Raw genomic sequence first — 17,890 nt, 5'->3', positions numbered from 1 at the left:
TGTCTTCCCTGCCACCAGGCTCGCCCGACACGACCGTTCCGCCCCTTGCGATCCGTCGCTACACCGCGACCACCGCATTGGGCCGCGGGCGCGATGCACAACTGAATGCGCTCCGGGACCGGCGCGGCGGCTTGCGTCCCAATGATTTCGGCGGCGAAGACCGCCTGGACTGCTGGATCGGCCGCGTCGACGGGCTCGAGACGGAAGGGCTGCCCGAATCGCTCGCGCATTGGGAATGCCGGAACAACCGGCTCGCCTGGCTCGCGCTGCAGCAGGACGGGATGCTCGATGCGGTGCGCGAAGCGCGCGATCGCTTCGGCGCCGACCGCGTCGCGATCGTCGTCGGCACCTCCACCTCCAGCATCGGCGCCAGCGAGGAAGCCTACGCGCGCCTGGAGACGACCGATGCCGGCCCGGCTTTCCCGCGCGACATGCAGCGCCCGATCGTGCACACGCCGCATTCGCTCGGCGATTTCATCGCGCATGCAACCGGGCTCGAAGGGCCCTGCGTCACGGTCGCGACCGCGTGTTCTTCCAGCGCAAAGGTCTTCGCGCAGGCCGCGCGCCTGATCCAGGCGGGCCTGGCCGATGCCGCGCTGGTCGGCGGCGTCGACACCCTGTGCGGCAGCGTGCTGTACGGCTTCAACGCGCTGGGCCTGGTCTCGCAGGGCAAGTGCAAACCCTTCGATGCCACGCGCGACGGGCTGTCGCTCGGCGAGGCCGGCGGTTTTGCATTGCTCGAACGCGTCGAAGCGGGCGAATCGCCCGGTCTGTCGCTGCGCGGCTACGGCGAATCGAGCGATGCGCACCACATGTCCGCACCGCATCCCGAAGGCCTGGGCGCGCGCCTGGCGATGGGCGATGCACTCGCGCGCGCGGGCGTGCAGGCGGCCGACATCGGCTACCTCAACCTGCACGGCACCGCGACGCCCGCCAACGACACGATCGAAGCGCAGGCCATCGCCGCCCTCTTCCCCGACACGCTGCACGCCAGTTCGACCAAGGGTTGGACCGGGCACACACTCGGCGCGGCCGGCATCGTCGAATCGGTGTGCGCGTTGCTGGCGCTGGAACATGGCGTGCTGCCCGGCATTCTCAACAGCGAGCAGCGCGATGGCGCCTGCGGTGCGCAGATCCGCTTCGACAATGCACAACGCACGATCCGTTACGCGATGAATAACTCTTTCGGCTTCGGCGGCAACAATTGTTCGCTGGTGTTCGCCGCATGACGCCCTTGTCCGCCACCATCGAAGGCATCGGCTTCTGGAGCAACGGCCTGCCGGATTGGAGCGCTGCACGCGCCTACGTGCGCGATGGCGCGATGCCGGAAGGCGCGCCCGCGCGCCCGTCGCCGCAATTGCTCGCGCCCAACGAACGCCGCCGCGCGCCCGACACCGTCGCGGTCGCGCTCGAGGTCGCACTGGCCGCATGCACCGCCGCAGGTCGCGACCCGCGCGATCTGCCGTCGGTGTTCGCCTCCACGCACGGCGACCTGGGCATCACCGATTACATGTGCGCGACGCTCGCCGCCGACCCGCGCGCGATCTCGCCGACGCGCTTCCACAACTCGGTCCACAACGCGGCCGCCGGTTACTGGACCATCGGCGCGGGCTGCACCGAAGCGACCACGGCGATCAGCGCCTACGACGCCACCTTCGCCGAAGGCCTGATCGAAGCGCTCGTGCAATTGGCGGCCGGCGAGGAAGCGGTGCTGCTGGTCGGTTACGACGGCGGCGCCACGGGCCCGTTGACGTCGATTGCCAGGAGCGCGGGGTTGTTGGGCGGCGCATTGGTGTTGTCGCGCACGCCGAAGGCCGATGCGCCGCGGATCGAAGTCACGTTGCAACAAGGGCAACGACCCGCCGACGCGGCGCGTCTTTCCGATGTCGCGGGCGGCAACGCGATGGCGCAGATGCTGCCCTTGTTCGAGGCACTCGCCGGTGCGCGGAGTGAAGCGCATCTGTTCGCCGGACGCGGGCGCACGCTGCAGGTGGCGATCGCATGAGCGGCATGACCGATCTCGCGCGTCGCACCTGCATCGTCATCCCGGCGCTCAACGAGTCGCTGCGGATCCGCGAAGTGGTCGAAGGCGCGCTCGCGCATTGCCCGAACGTGCTCGTCATCGACGACGGCTCCGACGACGGCACCTCCGACTGCGTGCGCGACCTGCCGATCACCTTGATTCGCCACGAACAACGCCGCGGCAAGGGTGCATCCTTGCGCGAAGGCTTCGCCGACGCCCTGCGCCGTGGTTTCGACGGCGTGTTGACGATGGATGGCGATGGCCAGCACCACGCCGACGACATTCCGCGCCTGCTCGAGGCCGCGCAGTTGTATCCGGGCGCACTGATCATCGGTTCGCGCGTGCGCAAGCGCGTGCAGCAGCCCAAGCATCGCCGCCTGGCGAACGAATTCGGCGACTGGGGCATCGCGTGGGGATGCGGCTACCGCATCTGCGATACGCAAAGCGGCCAGCGCTTCTATCCGGCGAATGTGTGCGCGCTGGACGACGTTCCCGGCGAAGACTTCGTGTTCGAAGCGCAGATCCTGATTTCCGCCGCGCGCCAGCTCGGCGTGCGCGTGGTGTCGGTGCCCATCGAATCGCGGTACCAGGGCCCCGGCGCCGCCGCGCAGTTCCGCAAGAGCCACTTCCGTCCCTTGCGCGACCTGTGGCGCATCACCTCGCACGTCGCCCGGCAGATCCTGCGCTACGGCAACGCGATGGAGGAATATCGCCGCACCCGCGCGCACCCACCGGTCATTCATGATCCGACCGGCGAGTTCGGCACCGTGGGCGCCTCCCTGCAACCCATACACGAACACTCCTTACAGGATCGCCCATGAGCGCGCAGGCCGACGTCGTCATCCTCGGGGGTGGCCTCGCCGGCCTGACTCTCGCGATCCAGTTGCGGCAGCGCGATCCGTCGCTGGCGGTCACGGTGCTCGAGCGGCGCACGCATCCGGTGCGCGAGGCGGCGTTCAAGGTCGGCGAATCGACGGTCGAAATCGGCGCGCACTACTTCGCCGACGTCCTGGGGTTCCGCGAACACCTCGAAACGCAACAACTGCGCAAGTTCGGCTTCCGGTTCTTCTTCAGCGAAGGGCGCGAGGACCTCGACCAGTGCACGGAGCTGGGCGTGAGCGAATTGCTGCCCACGCATTCGTGGCAGCTCGACCGCGGCCGCTTCGAGAATTTCCTCGGTGAACAGGCGCGCGCGCTCGGCGCGAAGTTCCTCGACGGCACGACGGTGCGCACCATCGAGCTGTCGAAGGACGACGCGCCGCACGTCGTCGGTTTCGACCGCGGCGGCGCTTCGCACACGATTTCGGCGCGCTGGGTGGTCGATGCCGCGGGGCGTGCCGGCCTGATCAAGCGCAAGCTCGACCTCGCGCAGCCCAACGACCACGACGCGAACGCCGTGTGGTGGCGCGTGGATGGTTACATCGAACCGCAGCAGTGGTCCGACGATCCGCAATGGCTCGCCCGCTGCAATCCGCCGGCGCGCTGGCGCTCGACCAACCACATGTGCGGCCCGGGCTACTGGTTCTGGCTGATCCCGCTGGCGTCGAACGCGCATTCGCTGGGCATCGTGTGCGACGCGAAGATGCATCCGCTCGACACGATGAACACGCACGCCAAGGCGATGGACTGGCTGCGCGAACACCAGCCCGGCGTCGCGCGCGCCGTCGACAAGCCCGAACACGCGCTGCAGGACTTCCTGTTCTTCCGCCACTTCTCCTACGGTTGCAAGCAGGTGTTCTCCGGCGACCGCTGGGCGCTGACGGGCGAGGCGGGCCTGTTCCTCGATCCGTTCTATTCGCCGGGCAGCGACTTCATCGCGATGAGCAACACCTTCATCGTCGACCTGATCGAGAAGGACCGCGCGGGCCAACCGGTGGCGCCCTACGCCTCGATCTACGAACAGTTGTACGTGTCCTTCTACGAGAACACGCTGACGCTCTACCAGGATCAGTACCCCCTGTTCGGCGATGCGCAGGTCATGCCGCTCAAGGTCATCTGGGACTACACCTATTACTGGGCGCTGCTGGCGCCGGTGTTCTTCGCGGGCCGGCTCACGGCGATATCGCTGCTCGGGCGCCTGCGCGATGCGTTCATGCAGGGCCGCGACCTGAATCTGTCGATGCAGGCGCTGCTGCGCGAATGGGGCGAGCGCAACACCGGGCCGCTCGTGCCCGACCGCCGCTTCCTCAACCAGTGGGGCATCGACTGGTTCCACGAGATGAATCGCGCGCTCAACGACACGCTCGACGATGCGCAGTTCGAAGCACGCCTGCGCGCGAACGTCGTGCGCATGCGCTGGTTGGCGGCGGAGATGCTCGAGGAGGCGCGGCGCACCCACGCCGACATCGACGATCACGGGCTGGATGCGCAGCTGGCAGCCTTCCGCGACGATGGTCCGCCTTCGCCGTGCCTGGCCGACGCGTGGTATGCGCGCACGGCGGCCGCCGCGCCCATGCACGCGCCCGCGCCGGCGCTCGCACCGTGAGCCATTCGATGCTGATGCTGCAGCTGGTGATCATCCTCGCTGCGGCCCGCGGCTGCGGCCTGGTGCTGAAGTATTTCGGCCAGCCCGCGGTGATCGGCGAAATGGCCGCGGGGCTGTTGCTCGGGCCCATCGTGTTCGGGGCGCTGGCGCCGGAGATCCACGCGCAATTGTTCGCGAAGGAATCGCTCGGCGGATTGTCGGCGTTGTCGACCGTCGGCCTGGTGCTCTTCATGTTCATCGTCGGCGTCGAATTGCGCGCGCCCGAAGGCGTGCGTGCGCAGGTCAAGGCGGCCGGTTGGGTCGGCATCTTCGGCGTGTTGTTGCCGATGTGCGCGGGCATCGGCATTTCGCCGGCCTTGTATCCGCTCGCGCCGGCCGGCGTGGGCTTCTGGCCGTTCGCGTTGTTCATGGCTGCGGCGTTGTCGATCACCGCGTTCCCGGTGATGGCGCGCATCCTCAAGGATCGCGGACTGACGCAAACGCGCATCGGTCGTCTCGCGCTGAGTTCGGCGGCGATCGCGGACGTCTTCGCGTGGGTGATGCTGGCCGTCGTCGTCGCGCTGGCGGGCCTCGGTGGCGGCACGTCGGGGCTGCTGCGCACGACGGTCGGGATGCTCGCGTTGCTGGCGCTCGTGTTCGGCGGGTTGCGCCCGTTCTATGCGTGGTTGCTGCGCCGCTTTGCACCCTCGGGCGAGCCCTCGCAGATGCTGCTCGCGGCGCTGCTGCTCGGCGCGCTCGGTTGCGCGGGGCTCACCGAATGGCTGGGCTTGCACGCGGTGTTCGGTGCCTTCCTGTTCGGTGCCTGTTTGCCGCGCGACGATCGCCTGCTGCGCTGCCTGGTCGAGCGGCTGGAATACATCGCCATCGTGTTGTTGATGCCGATCTTCTTCGCGCTGGCGGGTTTGAATACGACCGCCGATGCTTTCGTCGGTACGGGCCTGGGCGCGTTGTTGCTGGTGTTGCTCGCTGCAGTCGTCGGCAAGATCGCGGGCGGTGCGCTCGGTGCGCGCGTCGCGGGTTACGGCTGGCGCGAAAGTTTCGCGACGGGCGCGTTGATGAACGCGCGCGGCCTGATGGAACTGATCGTGCTGAAGGTCGGCCTGGATGCAGGCCTGATCGGGCCGTCGCTGTTCACCATGCTGCTCGTGATGGCGCTGGTGACCACGGTGATGACGAGCCCGCTGCTGACGTGGTTCGCGGGACGATCGCCGGGTCTTGCCGACCCGGCGTCGTCGCGTGCGTAAGAATCAGACGCCGTCTTCGGGGTGGATCGTCAGCACGGCCTTGTCGACCGGCAGCATGACAGTCCACTTCCTCAGGTAGTCGGCCTTCTTTTCTTCGATGCTGGCCTTGTTCTTCTCGTACCAGCGCACGTTCGATTCGGTGGCTTCCACGACGTTCGTGTTCGCCATCCACTTCTTGAAATCGGCGCTCTGCGTGCTGTACTCGGCCTTCGCATCCGGATGGATCGGCAGCAGCGAGAAGCGTGCCTTCCATGCGCCCATGCGCGGGCTGACCAGGATGTAGTAGGTCTTGCCGGCTTCGAGCGTGGCGTCGACGAAGTCGGCGTTCTCGGCGATCACCATGAAGCGGTGGACGCCCGGCTCGGCCTGGTAGGCCACCTTCTGCTTGTTCTGGATGATGCCGATGAACTTGGTTTCGGCGTCGGGCGCATCGTAGACCGACGCGCTGATGCCCGAACCCACGAAAGAGGAACGCATGAAGACGACGAGCGCCTTGCCTTCTTCCGGAACGGGCGATTGGTTTTCGGCGTGCTTGCCGGTTTCGGCCGCGATGGCCATCGTGGAGGCGAGCAGCAGCGACAGCAGCGCGAACAGGCGCAACTTAACGATCATTCGGTGATTCCCCTGAGACTTGAGTGAGATGCCGGCACCCCTGCCGGCGCGCGCAGGATAACCGTCAGGTCATGCCACCGTCGACGCCGATCACCTGGCCGTTGACGTAACTCGCCGCATCCGAGCACAGGAAGCGCACGAGCGCGGCGACTTCATCGGGGCGTGCGGCGCGGCCCGCGGGCACCATCTGCTTCACCAGTTCGGGCGGGAAACTTGCATCGGCCATCGCGCCCTGCACGACACCGGGGGCGACGACATTCACCGTGATGCCGCGGCTGCCCATCTCGCGCGCCAGGGATTTGCTCGCGCCGTGCAACGCGGATTTGGCGGCGGCGTAATTCGCCTGGCCCCGGTTGCCGAGGACGGCGGCGACCGACGAGACGCTCACCACTCGGCCCCAGCGCGTGCGCGCCATCGGGAGCAACAAAGGTTGGGTGACGTGGAAGAAGCCATGCAGCGAGACATCCACGACACGCTTCCATTGCTCGGACGACATGCCGGCCATCGGCGCATCGTCGTGGATGCCGGCGTTGTTGACGACGACCTGGATCGGGCCGTCGGCGAGCAAGGCATCGATGGCGGTGCGGGTCGCGTCGCCATCGGCGACATCGAAGGCCACCGCCTGCGCGCTGCCGCCGGCCGCGTGGATCTCGCCGACGACGCTTTCGGCGCGCGCGATGTTCGCGTTCGCGTGCACGATGACGTGCAGGCCATCGGCCGCGAGTTGCCGGCAGATCGCGCCGCCGATGTCGCCGCTGCCGCCGGTCACGAGTGCGCGCCGCTGGGTCATGCCGATCTCTCCTGTGGCTGCAGCATCACGGCCGCGCGACCTTCGGCCAGCACCGTGCCCTGGTGGCGCAGGGTGAAACGATACTGCTGCGCGCCCTCGCCGGCGATCACGGCCTCGGCCTCGCACTCGAGCGCGCCCTGGAGATCGTCGATGCGCGCGCAATGCAGCTCGACGCCGCGCAGGGCCACGAGCATCCCCGGCGGCGCCGATCCGCCGCGTTCGCGCGCGATCAGGCCACCATGGACCGCCATGGCCTGGGCGCCGTACTCGCAGAGATGGATGGCGCGCAGTTGTTCGTGACTGCGCAGGGGATGCGCCGGATCGCGGTGCCCGTGGCTGCGCAGGGTGATGCGTTGCGCGTCCCACGAGACCACTTCGTCCCACAGGCACATCGCACCTGCGTGCGGCACGAGCGATTCGATGGTGGCGCGATCGATCATGCGTCCTCCCGGTGCGGATGGCGCGCGATCAGCAGGCCGAGCACGAAGTTCGACACGACACCCAGCGTCACCGTCACGCCGATCGCGCGCAACACGGGAATCGACGACAGCCCGAGCAAGGCGAACACCAACAACGTCATCGCACTGCACACCAGGAGCGCATGCAGAGTGCGCAATTGTTCTTCGCGATCGTCGCCGGCGTGTTCGAAGAACAGCGCGTAGTCCAGGCCCAGGCCCGCGGCGAGGATCAGGGCGACCAGGTGGAACAGCGTGAGCTCGACGCCCGCGATGCGCAGCGCGGCGAGGATCACCAGCGTGGTGACCGCCATCGGCGCGAGCACGCGCCACGCGCGGTGCCAGGAGCCCAGCGCGACGCGCACGGCGACGATCAACAACACGGCCGCCAGCCCCAGGGCCCAGAGCACGCGTTCGCGATACGCGACGACCAGCGATTCGGATGCGGCTTTCAGGTCGACGAGTTGCGCGCCTTCGCGCTGCGCGAGCGCGGCGACTTGGTCCGGCGCGTCGAGCCCGATGAGCGACACCAGCGCGGTCGCGTGGCCTTTGCGTTCGCGCAGCAGGCCATCGATGCGGATCTTCAGCGGCGTGCCGGCGAGGTCGGCCGGCACCAGCGGTCGTGCACGACGCGCGGTTTCGACATCGGCGAGGAAGGGTTCGAACACGTCGGTGCGGAAGGGGGACGCGGCCACCGCGGTGTCGAGCGCGGTGCGCAGGACTTGCGGCGCCGGCAACTTCGCCTGGCGTGCCTGTTGCGTTCGCGCGCTCGGCAGATATTGCGCCGCGTGTTCGAAACCGGCGAGCCAATGTTGCGCGCGCGCCTGTTCGAGCGCCGCGCCGAGGCGTTCGCTCCGCTGCAAGGCATCTTCCACATCGCGGCCGTGGATCGCGATGACGTAGCGCACGTCCGGCGCGCCGAGCTCCTGGCGTACTTGCGCATCGCGCGCGAGTGCGTCGGCCGGCACCGGCGTGAGGCGCGAAAGATCGTTCTGCCAGAACGGGCCGGGCGCGAAGGCCGCGATGCCCGCCGCCGCGAGTGCGAGCACGACGATCGCGATGCGCGGTTGCGGCAGTCGTGCGACCCATGCGCGCAGACGTTCGAGGAGCGCCGATTGCGCGGGATCGCGCAGATCGGGATCCACGAGCGCCGGCAACAGCAAGCGCGTCGTCGCCGCCGCGGTTCCCAGCCCGACGATGGTGAACACCGCGAGTTGCTCCAGCCCGTCGACGCCGGAGACGAAGAAGGTCGCGTACGCGATGCACGTGGACACCACGCCCGTCGCCAGCGTCGGCCACAGCGCGCGCACGCTCGCATACGGCTTCACGCCCGTGCGCTGGTGGCTGAAGAAGTGGATCGGATAATCCTGCGCCACGCCGATCAACGTGAAGCCGAATGCGACGGTGATGCCGTGCACGCCATCGAACATCAACGCAACTGCCCCCAGGCCCGCGAGACCCGCGCTCGCAAGCGGCAACGCGCCGAGCACCGGGATCTTCCAGTTGCGATACGCGACGAACAACAGCACCAGCAGGCCAAGCGAATCGACCATGCCGATCCAGTTGGCTTCATTCTGCGTGCGTCCGCCGATTTCGACAGAGAAGGCACCGGGGCCGGTCATCGACAAGGCGCCCACCTGGCCGTGCTTCGCCGCCGCGTACGCCGACTCGATGGCAGCGACCGCGTCGCGCTGGCCCGTCGGATCGAAACCCGCGGCGCGCGTTTGAATCGCCAGCAGTGCGCGCTTGCCTGCGCGATCGAACCACACGCCTTCGATGCGTTGCGGCGCGGTCGCCGGTTCCCAGGTTTCGGCGAGCACGAGCGTTTCGAGCGTGGGATCGCTCGCTACCAGCGGCTCGACAAGGCCGGCGGCGGGCGAACCGAGATCGGCCACGCGCGACTGCACTTGTTCGGTCAGATACGCCGCATCGAAGCGCTGCGTGTCGAGCGTCGGCGACAGGAGATAACGGTAGGGACGCAGGTGTTCGGGAAACGCTTCGAGCCCGCCTTCGCCATTGGCGACCAGGGTGAAGCGCGCGTCCTTCGAAAGCGTGGCGCGCAAGGCGCGCGATTGCGCGGCGAGCGTCTGCGCATCCGGCACACCCGACAGCGTGACCAGCAACAGTCGCGATCCCGGGCCTTCGCCGAGTTCGTCGATCAGCAGCCTTTGCTCCGGCGTGCGCGCGCTCGGCATGAACTTGCGCAAATCACCGCTGAGCTGAAGATGTTGCGCGATCCCCCAGCCGGCGACGAGCAGCACCGCCAACCAGAGTGCGGCGAGCGCGATGCGCGCGCCCGGCCGCAACGGGGCATCGCTCATTGCGCGGTGCACAGTGCGGCGAGCGCCGCGCCGTCGGTCGCGTCGTGCGCGTTGCGCGCGGCGCTGGCGAGCAGCGTGCGCTGCATCTCACCCTTCACCGGGCGCGTTTCGATGCAACGCAGTTCCGCACCGCGGCCGCGCAGCACGATGTCGCGCACCTTGGCGGCCAGCGCGCGATCGCGCGGCGACAGCCGCAAGGTCCACGCCTGGCGCGTGCCGCTCGCGTCGATCGTGTAATAGCGTTCGAGTTGCGTGCGGTCACCGGCGAGCATCGCGCCGAAGCTCGCCTGCAGGCCCTGCAATTCCGGCGCGCGCGCCAGCGAGAACGAACGCGCCTTGCCGTTGCGTTCGATGGTGGCCTGCCCGTTGCGGATCGTGGTCGTCTCCGCGTAGGGCGCGCGCACCGCGCGCACCAGCGTGTCCTCGGTCGGCCGACGGTATTCGCCTTCGATGCGCAGCGGCGTCTTCAGCAACGCCGATCCCCGCAGTTCGACGAAATCGGTCTGCGTGGGCGCGGGGCGCGCGAGTTTCGAGAGGATCCAGCCGGCGTCGACCGCCGCGGGCTTCGGCTCAGGCGGCGCGGCCCATGGTGCCGCCGCCCACATCGCCGCCAGCAGCGCGAGGCCGAGCGTCGCTCTCGTCCTGCGGTCGTGTTTGCGGCTTGTCATCGACGGGGGCTCCGGTGGGCGCTTGCCAGAAATCGTAGAAATTGAACCAGTTGTACGGGGCGCTGCGTGCATGGTGTTCCAGGCGCGCGGCGTAACGGCGGGCCATGTCGGCCAGCACGTGGCTGCGATCCTTGCGCGCCACCTTGATAGGGCCGCTGAACGGCTCGAACATCAGGTCGTAGCGGTTGCCGCCACGGTACAGGCCGAAGGCGAGCACCACCGGCGCGTGCAGCACCGCGGCGATCAGCCACGGCGCGCCGGGCATCTGGGTGGGCGCGCCGAGGAATTCGACCGGATAGCCGGGCTCGCCGGGTTGTGTGCGATCGACGAGCAAGGCGACGACCGCGCCTTCGGCGATGGCGTGCTGGATTTCGAGCACGACCGACGGCCCATCCTGCCCCGCGTCGATCACCGTCGCGGCGATCTCGGGGTTCAGCGCATCGAGCAACTGCGTCATCGCCGCGTTGTGCGCCTTGTCGAGCACCACGCGCACGGGAATGTCGGGCCGTTCGCGCGCGAGCACGCGCATCACTTCGAAGCTGCCCAGGTGCGAGCCGAACAGCAGCACGCCGCCGTGCTCGTCGACGGTCTGATGGAGGTGTTCCAGGCCATGCACGCGCACGTCGAAACGCCGCAGGTCTTCGCCGAGGAGGAACACGCGATCGAGGATCGTCGCGGCAAACGTATGGATGTGGCGCCACACGCCGAGCAGCGTCGCCGGTTTTTGCAGCACGCGTTCCAGGTAAGCGCGCGACGCGCGACGCTCCGGCCCGCGCGAGGCGAGGAAATACAGGACGATCGGATACAGGCACAGGCGCGCGATCACGCGCCCGCCGCGCCGCGCGATGCTGCGGATCAGCAGGATCGCGAACCGGTTGCCGCCTTCGGGGCGCTGCTTCCAGTGGGCGGGTTCGTTGGAATGCGTCATGCGCGCACCACTTCGCCGCTGGCGATCGGCTGGCCGTCGCGCACGACGCGGAAGCGCCAGCGACCGTCGTCGCCTTCAAGCACGACTTCCGCGTGCTGATCCGGCAACAAGGGCTGCACGAATTTCACTTGCGGCAAACGCAGGTTGCCGAGCGCGCCGTGGCGCGCTTCGATCGCGTCGAGCACGCGGTCGAGCACAACCACGCCGGGAACGACGGGACGACCCGGGAAATGCCCGGGCAGGCTGGGATGATCCGATGGCACGAAGAACTGCATGGCGAATTCATTCAAACATCGGCGAGCGCCTGATGCGCGCGCGGATTATGCAACGCGGCCCCCTGCCGCGGCGGTCCCTGACTTGTTCAGCTTCGACCGGGCTCGTCCCGCAGCAGCCCGCGCCAGACGGTGGGCCCCAACCCGGCCATCTTGCGCACGAAATCGAAGAAGCTCGTGTAGCGCCCAGGGAAGCGCCGCACGCGGTAGAAATATTCGCCTACGAACAGCCCGCCGACCAGCCCGTAATTGAGGAGGTTTGCGAACCACGACCACGCGCTCTCGGACACGGAGACCGGCGAAGCGACGCCCAGGCTGTGCAGCAGGCCACCGGGCACGGCGATCAGCGCGAGCAGGAAGTTGCAGACGGCCAGGCCCGAAAGCACGGCGGCCCACGTGGCGGTGAGCGCGCGCGCATACGCGAGCAGGTCCGGCGCCAGTTGCGCGAGCGGCACGCCGTCGATCGCCGACACCATGCGCGTGATCAACGGCACGTGGCCCTCCCGCAGCGTGCGGCCGAAGGTCCACGCCACGAGCGCGACGAAGGCCGCGGGCACGAGCAGCAGGATCAGGTGCAGGTGCGGCGAGTGCGCGAGGGTCACCAGGCCAACACCGGTGGCGAGCAACACGAGCCACGCCCACGCGCGCCGATGCAGCAGCGGATCGAGCAAGACGAACACGGCCAGGTCGCCGAGCGCGGCGGCGGCGAGCACGGGATCGTCGCGCAGGCTCGCCAGGTGGGCGAGCACGGGATAGGCCAGCGCCAGCGCCAGCCGCGCCAGCGGCGTTGCGTTCAAGCGGTGGTGCGGTGTTGTTCGACGTGCGCCGACAACGCGCGCAGCGAAGCGAAGATGCGGCGATTGGCGTCGTTGTCCGAACGCAGCTGGAAGCCGTACTGCTTGGAGATGGCGAGCGAGAGCTCCAGCGCATCGATCGAATCCAGCCCCAGGCCGTCGTTGAACAGCGGCGCGTCCGGATCGATCTGCGCGGCGTCGACGCCTTCCAGGTTCAGGCTTTCGACCAGCAACTTGGCAAGGTCGGCTTCGGCGGGGCTGAGCTGGGACATCGGGTGTTCCGGAATGCTGGGATGGCTGCATTCTAGCCGCGCGGCGGGGCTTGGCGGCCGGACGCCGCGTTATGATGCGGTCCGCACTTCTTCACGCCGACCGATTGCATGACGATCGACACCCTCGCAGCACCCGATGCCCCCGTGAAGACGATCGAAGCGGACATCCATGAGGTCGACGTGCTCGTGGTCGGCGGCGGGCCCGCGGGCACCACCGCCGCCACCCACCTGGCGCGCCGCGGGTATCGCGTGTTGCTGCTGGAGAAGTCGAGCCATCCGCGCTTCCACATCGGCGAATCGCTGTTGCCGATGAACCTGCCGATCCTCGAGCGCCTCGGCGTGCTCGACCAGGTGCGCGCGATCGGCACGTTCAAGCCGGGCGCCGAATTCCCGGTCGACGACGTCAATTTCAACACCTTCCGCTTCGAACGCGCGATCGATGCGAAGTTCGGTTACGCCTACCAGGTCAAGCGCGAAGAGTTCGACCAGCTGCTGTTCGAACACGCGAAGGCCAACGGCGTCGACGCGCGCGAACGCGTGAAGGTCGATCGCATCGCCTTCGGCAAGGACGGCCGCCCGGAAGAAGCCTTCGCCACCGACGCCGACGGCAAGGCATTGCGCGTGCGCATGCGTTACCTCGTCGATGCGAGCGGCCGCGACACGCTCATCGGCGCACAGCTCAAGCTGAAGAAGAAGAACCCGCTGCACCAGTCGGCGGCGATCTTCAGCCATTTCACCGGCGTGGCGCGCCGGCCGGGCGAAGACGCCGGCAACATCACCGTGCAGCGTTTCGAACACGGCTGGATGTGGCTGATCCCGTTGCAGGGCGATGTGATGAGCATCGGCGCGGTGTGTTTCCCCGAATATCTCAAGACGCGCCGTGGGGAGAACGAAGACTTCCTCATGCGCACGCTGCAATCCGAGCCCTCGGCGTGGAATCGCATGGACAACGCGCAACGCGTCGCGCCCGTGCACGTCACCGGCAACTATTCGTACACGTGCACGCGCATGACCGGCCCGGGTTGGGTGATGGTCGGCGATGCCTATGCCTTCGTCGATCCGGTGTTCTCCTCGGGCGTGTACCTGGGGATGAACAGCGCCGAGATGGCGGCCGAAGTGGTCGACGGCGCGCTGCGCGAGCCTGCGCGCGAAGCCGCGCTGCAGGGCGCGATGGTGGAACGCCTCAAGCGCGGCCTGAAGCACTTCCAGTGGTTCATCTACCGCTTCAACACGCCGGTCATGCGCCACCTGTTCAACAATCCGCGCAATGTCTGGCAGGTGGAACAGGCGGTGATTTCGATGCTGGCCGGCGACGTGTTCGACAACCGCAAGGTGCTGAGGCGCCTGCGCATCTTCCGCGCGATCTACGCCTTCACGGCCTTGCAGCTCGCGCCCCAAGCCTTCCGTGGCTGGCTCAACCGCCGCCGCCAGGTCAACGTCGCGGTCAGCGGCGACACGCTGCAGTCGGGCAATCCGTGAGCGCAGTCCGGCCCCTGCCGCACGCGCCGCAGATGCGCGTGGACTACGTGGACGAGGCGAGCGCCGCGTCGCTGGACGCCCTGCTGGCGCAGCCCGATACGCTCGCCGTGTTCGGTTTCGGCAGCGACGTGCCATCGCATGAAGACCCGCGCTACCTGCGCGTGCCCTTGCAGCCGCATGGCGCCGCGCCGTTCGAAGTGTGGCGCACGCCCGGTCCGGTGCTTGCCGGGCAACAGGGCGCGCTGCGGTTCGCCGAATCCGGGTCGCTGCAGTTCGGCTGGATCGAAATCCCGGAAGGCGACGGCGGGCTGGAAGCAGCGAGCGCACGGGCCTACGCGAACCTCTCCGCCTTCGTGCGTGCGCGCGGGTTTCCGCACTTGCTGCGCAGCTGGAACTATCTGGATGCGATCACCGAAGGCGAGGGCGACCAGGAGCGCTATCGCCGTTTCTGCGTGGGTCGCGCAGCGGGTTTGGGCGACATCACGACCGGCACGCTGCCTGCGGCGACCGCGATCGGCCGTTGCGACGGCGTGCGGACCTTGCAGGTCTATTGGCTCGCTTCGCGCGTGCCGGGCACGCCGGTGGAGAATCCGCGCCAGGTGAGCGCGTATCGCTATCCGCGCCAATACGGCCCGCAGCCGCCGAGTTTCGCCCGTGCGATGGTGCCGCCCGCTTCGGGCATGCCCTTGCTGCTCTCGGGCACGGCGAGTGTCGTGGGCCACGAATCGCGCCACCACGATTGCATCGAATCGCAGCTGGCCGAAACCTTCGCGAATTTCGAAAGCCTCATCGCCGCCTCGCGCGCGGTGCGGCCGGATTTGCCGGCGCATTTCGGGCCGGAGTCGCGTTTGAAAGTGTACGTGCGCGACAGCGCCGCGCTGCCGCGCATCGCGCAGGCGCTGGCTGCGCACCTGGATCCGTCGGTGCCGCGCGTGCTGTTGCATGCGTCGGTGTGCCGCCGGGAATTGCGCGTGGAAATCGACGGCGTCCTGTGACGCCACGGAGCGGACAATGGGTTTGATCAGCCTGGTGTGGGGCATCTTCGCGTTGCTGTTCATGTGCATCGCGCTCATCCCCTTGATCGGCATCGCCAACTGGCTCGTGATTCCCTTGGCCGCCGTCGGCGCGGTGATCGGCGCGATCGGCGTGATGCTCAGCGGCAAGGGCGGCAACGGCCGTGCCAAGGCGGGGCTGATCCTCAACGGGATCGTGATCGTGGTTGCCGTGATCCGCCTGCATCTCGGCGGCGGAATCATTTGATTCGTGAGAATTGATCCCCTGAATGGGGAATACCCGATTTACAAATCGCCCGTTCGTCCCACGAACGTGACCACTCGTCGGCCCGCAAGCGTTAGGCCCATGTGATGTGCGGTCTGTGAGGCGCGCCGTGCCTCATCCACTGCACCTGAAGGGCCCTCGCGGCGTGCTGCACCGCGACATGTGGCCGCTCTGCGCCCGCGCGCATTCTCGCCTCGGCCCGTCGCTCCAGCGACAGCTTCGACGGGTCTCCGAAGTTTCGGAATTGTCTCCGGCATCCCGTTCCGCCGGCGGCGCGACTGTCGCAATTCAGGACGAATGAGAGGGGTCCCCCAAATGAAAGGTAAGGCAACCATCGTGTTGGCCAGCATCGTGCTGGTCGGCGCAGCCGCAGCGGCGCAGGCGGCGCAACCCGATTCGAAGCTCCAGCAACACGCGGCCAAGGCCGAGTCGATGAAAGCCAAGCGTCATTCGTTCAAGGCCACGCAACCGCGCACGATGTCGCAAGCCGACGCGACGAAAGTGCGCAAGGCCGGCGGCGCGATCGCAGTGCGCGTGCCCGAAGAACTCTGGTCGACGTTGAGCGTCGAGCGCGACGCCAACGGCAACCTGCGCGTGCTCGAATCCGACGGCACGCAAGCAGCCCCCGCCACCAAGACGGAGGCCCTGCCCAATGAATAAGTCCATTCTTTCCCTCGCCGTCGCAGTCGGCGTCGCGCTCACCGGCATGGTCCACGCCGGCGAGATCATCCCGGTCAACTTCGACGATGCCAACGAGGGTTACAACGACCCCGCCGCCGTTTCTCCCGAAGGGGGCAACCCGGGCGTCACGCGCGGCCAGCAGCGTCAACTCGTCGCGCAGTTCGCGGCCGACCTGTGGGGCACGATCCTGGTGAGCAACGAGCCGGTGTATGTCGGCGCGCAGTTCAACCCGCTCGGTGCGAACGTGCTCGGTTCGGCCGGCGCGACCTACATCTTCAGCGACTTCCCGGGCTCGGTTCCCAACACCTGGTACAGCGCTGCGCTCGCCGAATCGCTGGTCGGTGCGGACCTGACCGAAGGCGACATCGACATCTTCTCGCAGTTCAGTTCGGACTTCGATTTCTACTACGGCTTCGACGGCAACACGCCGGCCGGCAAGCTCAGCTTCCTCGACGTGGTGATGCACGAGTTCGGCCACGGCCTGGGCTTCCAGAACTTCGAAAGCGAAGCGACGGGCCAGTTCCAGTCGGGCATCCCGGACATCTATTCGCGCTTCACCTACGACAATACGCAGAACCTGTTCTGGTCGGACATGTCGGTCTCGCAACGCCAGGCCTCGGCGATCAACTACGGCAACGTGGTGTTCACCGGTGCGAATGCGAAGGTCGGCGCTGCGCTGACCCTCGGCCCGCGCACGGGCTTCCGCGTCACCGCGCCGGCCGCCGTCGCAGGCTTCTACGAGTACGGCACCGCCAGCTTCGGCGCGGCGCCCACGCCGGCGAACTTCGCTGGCACGGCGATCGTGGGGCTCGATGCGGGCCCGAACACGACCGACGGCTGCACGGCGTTCACCAATGCCGCCGATGTCACCGGGAAGATCGCGATCGTCGATCGCGGCACGTGCGGTTTCGTGGTGAAGGCCGCGAACGCGCAGGCCGCGGGCGCGATCGGTCTGATCGTCGCCAACAACGCACCCGGCAATCCGCCGCCGGGCCTGGGCGGTAGCGATCCGACGGTCACCATCCCGACGATCAGCGTCACGCAGTCCGACGGCGCGCTGCTGAAGGGCAACGCACCGCTGACCGTGGGCTTCGCCGTCGACAACACGCTGCTGCAGGGTGCCGACAACCAGGGCCGTCCGCGCCTGTACATGCCGAACCCGGTTGCGCCTGGCTCGTCGGGCTCGCACTACGACACGGCACTCTCGCCGAATGCGCTGATGGAACCTGCCATCAACGATTCGCTGAACGCCGCGCTCATCGTGGACAACTCGGCCAACCTGCTGAAGGACACCGGCTGGCGCCTCAACACCGGTACCGCGCAGATCAACGGCTGCAACACGGAAGTGAAGGTCATCACCGACGCGGGCCTGATCGTGGGCGCGAACGTCGTGGCGACCAGCAACATGATCGCCAGGACCTCGGCCACCAAGACCGCGTACATGGCCCGCATGGAGTCGTATCGCGACGGCCTGGTCGCCTCGGGGCTCGTCTCCGGACGCCAGGGCGGCAAGATCATGTCGTGCGCCGGCAAGATCAGCGGCCTGCCGAAGAACTGATCCGGGCAACACGCTGTTCCAACCTGGCCG

Annotated in this window: 19 protein-coding genes; 10 read left to right on the top strand and 9 right to left on the bottom strand. The window is 67.9% G+C overall.

Annotated elements, in window-relative coordinates; translation table 11 throughout:
- Positions 1-8: 8 nt before the first annotated feature.
- The 5 genes from AC1DOM_RS01355 to AC1DOM_RS01335 are packed head-to-tail and all read left to right on the top strand — an operon-like array spanning position 9 to position 5,752.
- Positions 9-1,229 carry a beta-ketoacyl-[acyl-carrier-protein] synthase family protein gene (locus AC1DOM_RS01355; RefSeq protein WP_498960193.1) on the top strand — a complete coding sequence of 407 codons (1,221 nt, stop codon included), beginning with the start codon at positions 9-11 and terminating at the stop codon, positions 1,227-1,229.
- Complete coding sequence (locus AC1DOM_RS01350) at positions 1,226-2,005, top strand: beta-ketoacyl synthase chain length factor (protein ID WP_498959467.1); 780 nt, start codon at positions 1,226-1,228, stop codon at positions 2,003-2,005. Before AC1DOM_RS01355 ends, AC1DOM_RS01350 begins: the two co-directional genes overlap by 4 nt.
- Positions 2,002-2,844 (top strand): glycosyltransferase family 2 protein, encoded by an 843-nt coding sequence (locus tag AC1DOM_RS01345; RefSeq protein WP_498959465.1) that lies wholly within the window; start codon positions 2,002-2,004, stop codon positions 2,842-2,844. Before AC1DOM_RS01350 ends, AC1DOM_RS01345 begins: the two co-directional genes overlap by 4 nt.
- Positions 2,841-4,508: an NAD(P)/FAD-dependent oxidoreductase gene (locus tag AC1DOM_RS01340; RefSeq protein ID WP_498959463.1), complete on the top strand. Its 1,668-nt coding sequence runs from the start codon at positions 2,841-2,843 to the stop codon at positions 4,506-4,508. The genes AC1DOM_RS01345 and AC1DOM_RS01340 overlap by 4 nt, the downstream gene beginning before the upstream one ends.
- 8 nt (positions 4,509-4,516) lie before the next feature.
- Positions 4,517-5,752 carry a cation:proton antiporter gene (locus AC1DOM_RS01335; RefSeq protein ID WP_498960191.1) on the top strand — a complete coding sequence of 412 codons (1,236 nt, stop codon included), beginning with the start codon at positions 4,517-4,519 and terminating at the stop codon, positions 5,750-5,752.
- 3 nt (positions 5,753-5,755) lie between these two features.
- Here AC1DOM_RS01335 and AC1DOM_RS01330 read toward each other — a convergent pair whose 3' ends face one another.
- The 9 genes from AC1DOM_RS01330 to AC1DOM_RS01290 form a co-directional block, all read right to left on the bottom strand.
- A complete protein-coding gene (locus tag AC1DOM_RS01330) occupies positions 5,756-6,364 on the bottom strand; it encodes a hypothetical protein (protein ID WP_498959461.1) in 609 nt (202 codons plus the stop codon).
- A 64-nt stretch (positions 6,365-6,428) separates the two neighbouring features.
- Positions 6,429-7,154: a 3-oxoacyl-ACP reductase FabG gene (gene fabG / locus AC1DOM_RS01325; RefSeq protein ID WP_498959459.1), complete on the bottom strand. Its 726-nt coding sequence runs from the start codon at positions 7,152-7,154 to the stop codon at positions 6,429-6,431.
- Positions 7,151-7,594 carry a hotdog family protein gene (locus AC1DOM_RS01320; RefSeq protein WP_498959457.1) on the bottom strand — a complete coding sequence of 148 codons (444 nt, stop codon included), beginning with the start codon at positions 7,592-7,594 and terminating at the stop codon, positions 7,151-7,153. The genes fabG and AC1DOM_RS01320 overlap by 4 nt, the downstream gene beginning before the upstream one ends.
- Complete coding sequence (locus AC1DOM_RS01315; RefSeq protein WP_498959455.1) at positions 7,591-9,930, bottom strand: MMPL family transporter; 2,340 nt, start codon at positions 9,928-9,930, stop codon at positions 7,591-7,593. Before AC1DOM_RS01315 ends, AC1DOM_RS01320 begins: the two co-directional genes overlap by 4 nt.
- Positions 9,927-10,598, bottom strand: a complete 672-nt coding sequence (locus AC1DOM_RS01310; RefSeq protein WP_498959452.1) for a LolA-related protein — start codon at positions 10,596-10,598, stop codon at positions 9,927-9,929. Before AC1DOM_RS01310 ends, AC1DOM_RS01315 begins: the two co-directional genes overlap by 4 nt.
- Positions 10,501-11,526, bottom strand: a complete 1,026-nt coding sequence (locus tag AC1DOM_RS01305) for a lysophospholipid acyltransferase family protein (protein ID WP_498959448.1) — start codon at positions 11,524-11,526, stop codon at positions 10,501-10,503. Before AC1DOM_RS01305 ends, AC1DOM_RS01310 begins: the two co-directional genes overlap by 98 nt.
- Positions 11,523-11,801, bottom strand: a complete 279-nt coding sequence (locus AC1DOM_RS01300; protein WP_498959446.1) for an ApeI family dehydratase — start codon at positions 11,799-11,801, stop codon at positions 11,523-11,525. The genes AC1DOM_RS01305 and AC1DOM_RS01300 overlap by 4 nt, the downstream gene beginning before the upstream one ends.
- 86 nt (positions 11,802-11,887) lie before the next feature.
- On the bottom strand, positions 11,888-12,595 hold the full coding sequence (locus AC1DOM_RS01295; RefSeq protein WP_498959444.1) for a COG4648 family protein: 708 nt from the start codon (positions 12,593-12,595) through the stop codon (positions 11,888-11,890).
- Complete coding sequence (locus AC1DOM_RS01290) at positions 12,592-12,864, bottom strand: phosphopantetheine-binding protein (protein ID WP_498959442.1); 273 nt, start codon at positions 12,862-12,864, stop codon at positions 12,592-12,594. Before AC1DOM_RS01290 ends, AC1DOM_RS01295 begins: the two co-directional genes overlap by 4 nt.
- Positions 12,865-12,972: 108 nt before the next feature.
- Between AC1DOM_RS01290 and AC1DOM_RS01285 the strand changes: the two genes are divergently transcribed.
- From AC1DOM_RS01285 to AC1DOM_RS01265, 5 genes are all read left to right on the top strand, one after another.
- Positions 12,973-14,343 carry an NAD(P)/FAD-dependent oxidoreductase gene (locus AC1DOM_RS01285; RefSeq protein ID WP_498959441.1) on the top strand — a complete coding sequence of 457 codons (1,371 nt, stop codon included), beginning with the start codon at positions 12,973-12,975 and terminating at the stop codon, positions 14,341-14,343.
- A gap of 32 nt (positions 14,344-14,375) precedes the next feature.
- A complete protein-coding gene (locus AC1DOM_RS01280) occupies positions 14,376-15,338 on the top strand; it encodes a chorismate transformation FkbO/Hyg5 family protein (RefSeq protein WP_498960189.1) in 963 nt (320 codons plus the stop codon).
- Between the two features lie 16 nt (positions 15,339-15,354).
- Positions 15,355-15,603, top strand: a complete 249-nt coding sequence (locus tag AC1DOM_RS01275; RefSeq protein WP_498959439.1) for a hypothetical protein — start codon at positions 15,355-15,357, stop codon at positions 15,601-15,603.
- A 333-nt stretch (positions 15,604-15,936) separates the two neighbouring features.
- Positions 15,937-16,281: a hypothetical protein gene (locus tag AC1DOM_RS01270; RefSeq protein ID WP_498959437.1), complete on the top strand. Its 345-nt coding sequence runs from the start codon at positions 15,937-15,939 to the stop codon at positions 16,279-16,281.
- Positions 16,274-17,860, top strand: a complete 1,587-nt coding sequence (locus AC1DOM_RS01265; RefSeq protein WP_498959435.1) for a PA domain-containing protein — start codon at positions 16,274-16,276, stop codon at positions 17,858-17,860. The genes AC1DOM_RS01270 and AC1DOM_RS01265 overlap by 8 nt, the downstream gene beginning before the upstream one ends.
- The last annotated feature ends 30 nt before the right edge of the window (positions 17,861-17,890 follow it).

It is taken from the genome of Lysobacter sp. P5_B12, assembly GCF_056400425.1.
This window is presented reverse-complemented; position numbering and strand designations above follow the sequence as displayed.